The sequence below is a fragment of the Streptomyces sp. URMC 124 genome, from assembly GCF_051386455.1.
Taxonomy (GTDB): Bacteria; Actinomycetota; Actinomycetes; order Streptomycetales; family Streptomycetaceae; genus Streptomyces.
In genome coordinates, this window is record NZ_JBPQTS010000236.1 from 1 (window position 1) to 7464 (window position 7464).

A 7464-nucleotide genomic window follows, 5' to 3' on the forward strand; every position below is an offset into this window, starting at 1 on the left:
CCCTCCGCCTCCGTACGCACCGCCTCCGCCCCCGTACGGACCGCCTCCGCCGCCTTCTCCGTCTCCGCCACGTAGGCCGCCGCCCGCTCCGGATCGTAGAAGTAGTCCGCGAAGTCCGCCGGGGCGTCGAAGCCGTTGGCGATGCGGTCGGCGACCGGCTGGAGGCCGTCCGCGGCCGCCAGCAGCTCCCGTACGTGCGCGGGCTGCCACGGCGCGAGCATCGCGTGGGTCCAGGCGGTGGCGTGCCGGGCCGTGGCCCAGTGGCCCTCGAAGGCCGTGCGCATCCACGCCTCGTCGAACGGCCGCTCGCCGTGCCGCACGATCGCCGCGAGGTAGGCGGCGGCGCACTTGGCGGCGGAGTTGGCGCCCTGCCCGGTGACGGGGTCGTCGGCGACCACCGCGTCACCGGCGCCGAGGACGAGGCCGCCCGACGGCAGCCGGCCGACGGGGTCGCGCACGGCCGGGGTGTAGCGGCCGGCGAGGGTGGCGTGGGCGTCCGTGAGCTCGACGCGGGTCGCGCGGGCGTACTCCCAGGGGGCGTAGTGCTCCATCAGCTCCAGGGTCCGCGCCAGGTGCTCGGCCGGGCCGGGCTGGTCCTGGAAGACGTCCAGCGGACCGTCCGGGACGGCCTCCCAGAACAGGACGTCGGCGCGCCCGGAGACCGTCAGGGTCGGCAGGACGAACAGCTCCCCCGCGCCCGGGACCAGGTTGCAGCGCACCGCCTCGGTGGCCGGGTGCTCGGGCCGCGGCCCGAGCCCGTGCACGTAGGCGACGGCGAGGGCCCGCTGCGGGACGGTGTGCGGGGAGCGGGCGGGGTCGCGGTCGAAGAGCTCCGCGAGCTCGCCCTTGCCGGTGGCCACGAGCACCAGGTCGTAGCGGCCCGCGAGGGCGTCCAGGTCGGAGACGGCGGCGGCGTGCACGACCAGCCGGCCGCCGCGCTCGGCGAAGGTGTCCAGCCAGCCGGCCATCTTCAGCCGCTGGTCCACGGACTGGGCGCAGCCGTCGAGCCGGCCGAGCCAGTCGACGGCGCGCCGGTGCCCGCCCGGGGCCGGCTCGGCGACGGAGACCCCGACGCCCTTGATGCGCGGCGCGGCGGCCGCCCAGAAGCCGAGCCCGAGCTCGTGCTCGTGGCGCAGGGCGGTGGCGAACATGCACTGGGTGGACGTCACCCGGCCGGAACGTATCTCTTCGGAGGTGCGGTTGGACATCAGCGTGACGTCGTAGCCGTGGAGCTGAAGGCCGAGGGCCAGTTGGAGGCCGGACTGGCCGGCCCCGGCGATGAGGATCCGTCGCACGCTCGCTCCTCACTCGGGCAGGGTCTGGAGCGCCCGCCCGACCAGGGCCAGCAGGGTGTCGACGACGGTGATCCGCTTGCGGGCGTCCATGGTCATCACCGGCACGGGCGGCGGCAGCGCGAGCGCCTCGCGCACGGCCTCGGGGGGATGGCGGTCGGTGCCCTCGAAGTGGTTGACCGCGACGACGTAGGGCAGTCCGGCGGTCTCGAAGTAGTCGAGGGCGGCGAAGGACTCGGCGAGGCGGCGGGTGTCGGCGAGGACGACGGCGCCGATCGCGCCGCGCACCAGGTCGTCCCACATGAACCAGAATCGTTTCTGGCCGGGTGTGCCGAAGAGGTAGAGCACGAGGTCGGCGTCGAGCGTGAGGCGCCCGAAGTCCATGGCGACGGTGGTGGTCCGCTTGGCGGGGGTGGCGCGGACGTCGTCGACGGCGGCCGCCGCGGCCGTCATGACCGCCTCGGTGCGCAGCGGGGTGATCTCGGAGACGGAGCCGACGAAGGTGGTCTTGCCGACGCCGAAGCCGCCCGCCACGACGATCTTCGTGGCGAGGGGCGCGCGGGTGCGGTCGGTCTGCCAGGCGCGCGGCGCGTCGTCGGCGGCGACGGCGCCGATCGTGACCGCGCGGGGCGCGGGGCCGGCGGCCGGAGGGCAGAGCTCCGGGCGCCGGGCTTCCGGACGCGGGGTTTCCGGGCGCAGGGTTTCCGGGCGCCCGGGTTCCGGGCGTTCTTCACAGTCGGTGGAGCGCACCCCGCACCCTCTCCAGCAGCGCGCGGTCGGGCCGGGACGTGCCGTGCGCGGTGTCGAAGACGCGCACCCGGCCCTGCTCGGCCAGTTCGAGCAGGAGGACCCGGACCGCACCGAGCGGCATCCGCAGCAGGGCGGCGATCTCCGCGACCGACCGCAGCCGGTGGCAGAGGTCCAGGATGGCGCGGGCTTCGGGCGGCACGCGGGCGCCCGGGCCGGCGTCGCCTTCCGGCCCGCTGCCCGCGGGGTCCGCGGGGGCGTCGAGCGCCGCCACGAAGGTCTCCACGAGCAGCAGGCGGCACCGGCGGGGCCGCCCGCCGGTGAGCGAGTAGGGGCGGACGCGCGCCGGCTTGCCGCAGGCGGCGGAGGCGTCCGTCATCCGACGGCCTCCACCGACTGCCGCAGCTCCCTGCGGAGTTCGGGCGTGAGGACGTGCCCGGCCCGGCCGACGAACAGGGCCATGTGGTAGGCGACGACGCCCATGTCGCAGTCGGGTTCGGCGTGGACGCCCAGCAGCGAGCCGTCGCTGATGGTCATCACGAACAGGCTGCCCTCGTCCATCGCGACCATGGTCTGCTTGACGAAGCCGCCGTCCATCAGGCACGCGGCGCCGGTCGTCAGGCTGCCCAGGCCCGCGACGATGGTGGCGAGGTCGGCGGTGGAGCCGCGCGGGCCCTCCGGTCTCTCGCCGCGGTGGGCCATGCGCGGATCGGAGGAGAGCAGGAGCAGGCCGTCGGAGGAGACGACCGCGACGGACCGCACCCCCGGCACCTCCTCCACCAGGTTGGTCAGCAGCCAGTGCAGGTTGCGGGCTTCGTGGCTCAGTCCGTAGGCGACGGGGCCGGCAGGGGATACGGGGGTCGCCCCCCGGGGGAATGCAGTCAACCGCGTGCCTCCTCGGGAGTGCCGCCGGCGTCCGGCGGGCCCGCTTGATTCCGTTGTGTCTCGCGCCCGGCCAGCTCGGCCTGGGCGTCCCGCCGTCCGTCGGCCGCGCCGCGCTGGAAGCCGGCCAGCTTGCGCCGCAGGGCCTCCGCGTCCACGCCCTGGCGCACCCGCTGGGGGACGGGGCGCTGGGCGACGACCTTGGGGGTGCGCTTGGGCAGCGCGGTGCCGTTGGGAAGTCCGGTGCCGGGGCCGCCGGGCGACGGGGGCGCGCCCTCGGGGGGCGCGGCCGGGCGGGCGTGGCGCCCCGTCGATGCAGGGACCGGTGGAGGCGCGGGCGAGGGTCCGGGCGGCGGTCCCTGCGTGAGACCGGTCAGCTGCATCGTGGAGTCCGCGGCCTCCCCGGGGTCCGCGAGGCCGCCGGGCGCCGCGGGCGGGTCCGCCGGATGGACGGGCACGGGCGCCGCGTGGGCGCCGGGCGGCCGGTGGGCGTGCTGGGGGCGGCCGCGCAGCGTGTGGGAGTTGGCCTCGGCGATGGAGCCGGGGAGGTGGACCTGCGGGACGGCCGCGGCACCCGGGACGGGCGGGGTGTCGCCCAGGCCGGTGACGGCCGGGGGGCCGGCGGGCAGCAGGCTCACGGGCAGCACCACGACCGCGGCGATCCCGCCGGTGGCCTGCTCGCGCAGCTGGACGCGCACGCCGTGCCGCAGGGCGAGCCGGGTGACGACGTAGAGGCCCAGGCCGAGCGGGGACTGCGCCGCGCGCGCGGAGCGGCTCGCACCCCCGTCGGCCCGGCCGGCGTGGTCGGCCACCGGCAGCGGGGGGCAGGCGGGGTCGGGGTCGGCCAAAAGGGCGTTGACCTCGGCGAGCCGCTCGGGGGGCATGCCGATGCCCTCGTCCTGGACGCAGAGGACGATCTCGCCGCCCTCCAGGTGCCAGGCGGAGACCTGCACCTGGGAGTCGGGCGGGGAGAACGCGGTGGCGTTCTCCAGCAGTTCGGCGACGAGGTGGCTCACGTCCTCGGAGGCGAAGCCGGCGAGGCGGGCGTGCGGCGGCAGGGACTGGATGCGCACGCGCTGGTAGCGCTCGGTCTCGCCGACGGCCGCCCGCAGGACGTCGAGCAGGGGGACGGGGCCCGCGCGGCCGGTGCCGCTCTCGGCGCCGGCGAGGACGAGCAGGTTCTCGCTGTTGCGCCGCATGCGGGTGGCGAGGTGGTCGAGCTTGAAGAGGAGTTCGAGGCGCTCGGGGTCGGCCTCGTGGGCTTCCATGCCCTCGATGACGGCCAGTTGGCGCTCGACCAGGCCGAGGGTGCGCAGGGAGAGGCCGACGAGGATGCCCGTCTCGCCCGCCCGGCCGCCGGGCTGCTCGGCGGGGAGGGCCGCGAGCCGCTCGGTCAGCCGCTGCTGCTCGGCGCGCAGGGAGTCGCGCTCGTCGGCGGCGTCCTGGCGGGCGGCGATCAGGCGGGTGCGCTCGCCTTCGAGGGCGGCGATACGGCCCTGCTGGCGGCGGAACTTGCCCTGGAGGTGGTTCACGGAGCGGGCGGTCTCGGCGAATTCGTCGTCGCGGCCCTTGAAGGCGACGGGCTCCTCCGTCACCGGGTCGGCGCTCACGCGCCGGGCGCCCAGCCGCACGGCGGCCAGCGGGCGGGTGACCGAGCGGGTGGACCAGATGCCGGTGAACAGGGCGGTGAGCAGGCACAGCCCGGCGGCCAGCACCCGCCGCTCCAGCTCGGTCATGGCCTCGTGGCGCAGGGCCTCCAGGCGGGGCGCCTCGCCCTCGGCGAGGGCGGTCTCGACGGCGCGCATGCGCTGGAGGCGGGTGGTGAGGGCCGTGCGGACGGGCTCGGCGGGCTGGGTGGCGAGCTCCGTGGTCGCCTGGCTCCTGGCGAGGCGGGCGATGTGGCCCTGGGCCGCGCTGATCTCGGGGCCGGTGACGGCCTCCGCGTAGGCGTCGCGGGCGGCGGCCGGGGCGAGGCGGGTGAAGTCGGCCAGGGCGACCTGGGTGCGGGTGTCGGCGCGCTGGGCCGCGGCGGCCAGCTCGGGTTTGCGCCCCTGGGCGGCCAGGGCGCCCAGGAGCAGGCCGCGGCACGCCGAGGCGGCCTCGGCGGCGCGGGCGAGCGGCGGCAGCGCGGCGGCGTCACCGCCGCCGGCCTGCCGGTCGAGGGTGTCCGCGAGGCCGTGGAGGGCCTGCACGGCGGGGGTGTAGGCGTGGAAGGCGGCCAGGGCGTCGCCCTTGCCGGAGTAGGCCTCGCGGCGGGTGCGCGGGAGGGCGTCGAGGAGCTCGCGGACCGGAGCGGGCGCCTCGGGCCGGAACTGCTCGATCTGCCGGTCCAGGGCGACCCGTTGGCGGTCGGTCAGGCCCGCGCCGGTGGAGTCGGCGCGCCCGCCCGCCACGTACTGCACCATGGCGTCGCGCTCGTCGGCCAGGGAGTGTGCGAGGGCGAGCGCCGACTCGTCGGCGGCGGCGAGGGCGGTGAGGCGGCGGGCCTCGGTGAGGTCGCGCCAGGCCTCGCGGACGCCGAAGGCGCTCGCGCCGAGCACGGCGAGAGCGATGACCGCGACGGAGACGGCCAGTCGGTTACGTACGCGGGCGGTGCGCTCCGGCACCGCCGTGGCCCGCGGCTTCCGCCCGCCGCCGCCCCCAAGCCGCTTCTTCCGCACCGGTGCTCACCATCTTTTCTCGTCCCACCCCTGGTACTGATTTGACCCTTTCAGCACCTCTGCGGGGCGGGGGTGCCCATCGACCGCCCGGCCACTCGAAGGAGTGAATCCCCATGAGAGATTGACAATCGGCTTGCTTCACTCATCGCACACGTGCCAGGTCAGCACGTCACTTGAAGCAACGCGGAGGTCGCCGACAGGATGCGCACGCGCCTCCGTCGATTTCCGGCATCCGGCACACTGGCCCCATGCGCATCGAACTCGCCACCCGGCCGGGGGATCTCCGACACCCGAACGAGGACTTCGTCTCCGTCGCCCTGCCCGCCTCCGGTAAGGGCGGTGCGCTGGTGCTGCTCGACGGGGTGACGCCGCCGCCCTCCGGCGGGACCGGATGCGTGCACGGAGTCCCGTGGTTCACGGCCCGCCTGGGCGGCGCCCTCCTCGAACTGACCGTGTCCGAGCGGGAGCTGACGCTGCCCGCCTGCCTGTCCGCCGCCATCTCCCGTACGGCGCAGGCCCATCGCGGGACCTGCGACCTGTCGCACCGGCGCACCCCGCAGGCCACGACGGTCGTGGTGCGGTGGGACGACGCGCGCGTGGAGTACCTCGTGCTCTCCGACTCGGCGCTGCTCGTCGAGTCGCCCGGCGGTGCCGTGACCGCCGTCCTGGACGACCGCATCGAACGGCTGCGGGCGCTGGGGCCGGTGACGGACGCCGCGCGCAACGCGGAGGGCGGCTTCTTCACGGCCGCGGCGGACCCGGGCGTGGCCGCGCGGGCGGTCACGGGCTCGCTCGCGCGGGCCGAGGTACGGGCGCTGGCCGCGCTCACGGACGGGGCGGCCCGGTGGGTGGAGGTGTTCCGGGAGGGGAACTGGGCGGACTGCCTCGCCGTCCTGGCGAAGGAAGGCCCGCAGGCCCTGATCGACCGCGTGCGCGCCGCGGAGGAGAGTCCGCGGGGCGAGCGGCCCGGCAAGCGGCACGACGACGCGGCGGCCGTGTACGTGGAGCCGTGACCTGCCGGAGACCGGTGGGCCGGCTGACCCGCTCACCGGGCTCCACGGTCCGGTCCGGCCCGGTCCGGCCCTCTACTGTTCGGCGCTCGCGTTCAGCTGGTGCAGCAGCCGGGCCAGTTCGGCCACCTCTCCGCGGTCCCAGTTCGCCAGCTTGCGCACGTACTGCGCGCGGCGGGCGTCGCGGACGCGCGTGAAGCGGGCGCGGCCCTCCTCCGTGATGCGGACCAGGGAGGCGCGGCCGTCGGCCGGGTCCGGTTCGCGGGTGACGAGGCCGAGCTCGCACAGGGCGCGCAGCTGACGGCTCATCGTGGCCTTGCCGACGCCGAAGTACGCCGCGAGGTCCGTGGCGCGCTGCTGCCCCGCGTCCTCCAGGCGGACGAGGAGGCCGTAGGCCGCCGCCTCCAGCTCGGGGTGGACCGCGCGGGCCATCTCACCGGACGACGCCCGGGCCCGGCGCAGGAAGACGGCCAGCTCGCGTTCCAGGGAGAGGTAGGCCCGGTCCATACCTCTGCCGTCCGCGGCGCCCGGCCCGCCCTCCTCGGGGGACGGGGTAGTCGTCTGGTGCACGTCAGGACCCTCTCCGGCTTTCCGGTTGTTGAAAGTTTTTCCCGTTCGCGGTCTTCACCGCAGCTCCGCCAGTATTTCGCAGGATTAGACCAACGGCACCACCGCGTCCCCCTATGCCTGGCGCGTCCGTCCCCATAACGTCATTTATGACATGGCCACACCAATGTCTCGCGTTGCCGACGCGTCATTGGTACTCCCCCCACGGACCCTTCTGGAAGGCACGCCATGGTCGCGTTCAGATGCAGATCCGGCCGCACGGCCCGCAGATCCCCCACGCGGTTACGCGCCCGCTCCCCCCGCTCC

At 75.9% G+C, this 7464-nt stretch carries 7 protein-coding genes; 1 reads left to right on the forward strand and 6 read right to left on the reverse strand.

The annotated features are described in order from the left end of the window. The 5 genes from ACSNOG_RS30945 to ACSNOG_RS30965 all read right to left on the reverse strand — a co-directional run. On the reverse strand, window positions 1-1295 hold a 1295-nt coding region (locus ACSNOG_RS30945; protein ID WP_436756018.1), incomplete at its 3' end, for a styrene monooxygenase/indole monooxygenase family protein. A 9-nt stretch (window positions 1296-1304) separates the two neighbouring features. Continuing rightward, window positions 1305-1907 (reverse strand): GTP-binding protein, encoded by a 603-nt coding sequence (locus ACSNOG_RS30950; RefSeq protein WP_436756023.1) that lies wholly within the window; start codon window positions 1905-1907, stop codon window positions 1305-1307. 115 nt (window positions 1908-2022) lie between these two features. Continuing rightward, window positions 2023-2418 carry a DUF742 domain-containing protein gene (locus ACSNOG_RS30955; protein WP_436756019.1) on the reverse strand — a complete coding sequence of 132 codons (396 nt, stop codon included), beginning with the start codon at window positions 2416-2418 and terminating at the stop codon, window positions 2023-2025. Continuing rightward, complete coding sequence (locus ACSNOG_RS30960) at window positions 2415-2924, reverse strand: roadblock/LC7 domain-containing protein (RefSeq protein ID WP_436756020.1); 510 nt, start codon at window positions 2922-2924, stop codon at window positions 2415-2417. Before ACSNOG_RS30960 ends, ACSNOG_RS30955 begins: the two co-directional genes overlap by 4 nt. After that, the gene (locus tag ACSNOG_RS30965) at window positions 2921-5581 is read right to left on the reverse strand and encodes a nitrate- and nitrite sensing domain-containing protein (protein ID WP_436756021.1); all 2661 of its coding nucleotides are present in this window, start codon (window positions 5579-5581) and stop codon (window positions 2921-2923) included. The genes ACSNOG_RS30960 and ACSNOG_RS30965 overlap by 4 nt, the downstream gene beginning before the upstream one ends. Before the next feature lie 248 nt (window positions 5582-5829). On the opposite strand from ACSNOG_RS30965, the gene ACSNOG_RS30970 reads away from it, so the two are divergent. After that, a complete protein-coding gene (locus ACSNOG_RS30970; protein ID WP_436756022.1) occupies window positions 5830-6594 on the forward strand; it encodes a hypothetical protein in 765 nt (254 codons plus the stop codon). Window positions 6595-6666: 72 nt separating this feature from the next. Here the strand turns inward: ACSNOG_RS30970 and ACSNOG_RS30975 are convergent, their stop codons facing one another. Further along, window positions 6667-7098 (reverse strand): MarR family winged helix-turn-helix transcriptional regulator, encoded by a 432-nt coding sequence (locus ACSNOG_RS30975; RefSeq protein WP_436756024.1) that lies wholly within the window; start codon window positions 7096-7098, stop codon window positions 6667-6669. Window positions 7099-7464: the final 366 nt, after the last annotated feature.

What these genes read in the sequence shown, in the direction of transcription:
- ACSNOG_RS30955 (WP_436756019.1), bottom strand. Translation starts at nt 2,418, where the DNA reads ATGACGGACGCCTCCGCCGCCTGCGGCAAGCCGGCGCGCGTCCGCCCC.
- ACSNOG_RS30970 (WP_436756022.1), top strand. Translation starts at nt 5,830, where the DNA reads ATGCGCATCGAACTCGCCACCCGGCCGGGGGATCTCCGACACCCGAAC.
- ACSNOG_RS30975 (WP_436756024.1), bottom strand. Translation starts at nt 7,098, where the DNA reads ATGGACCGGGCCTACCTCTCCCTGGAACGCGAGCTGGCCGTCTTCCTG.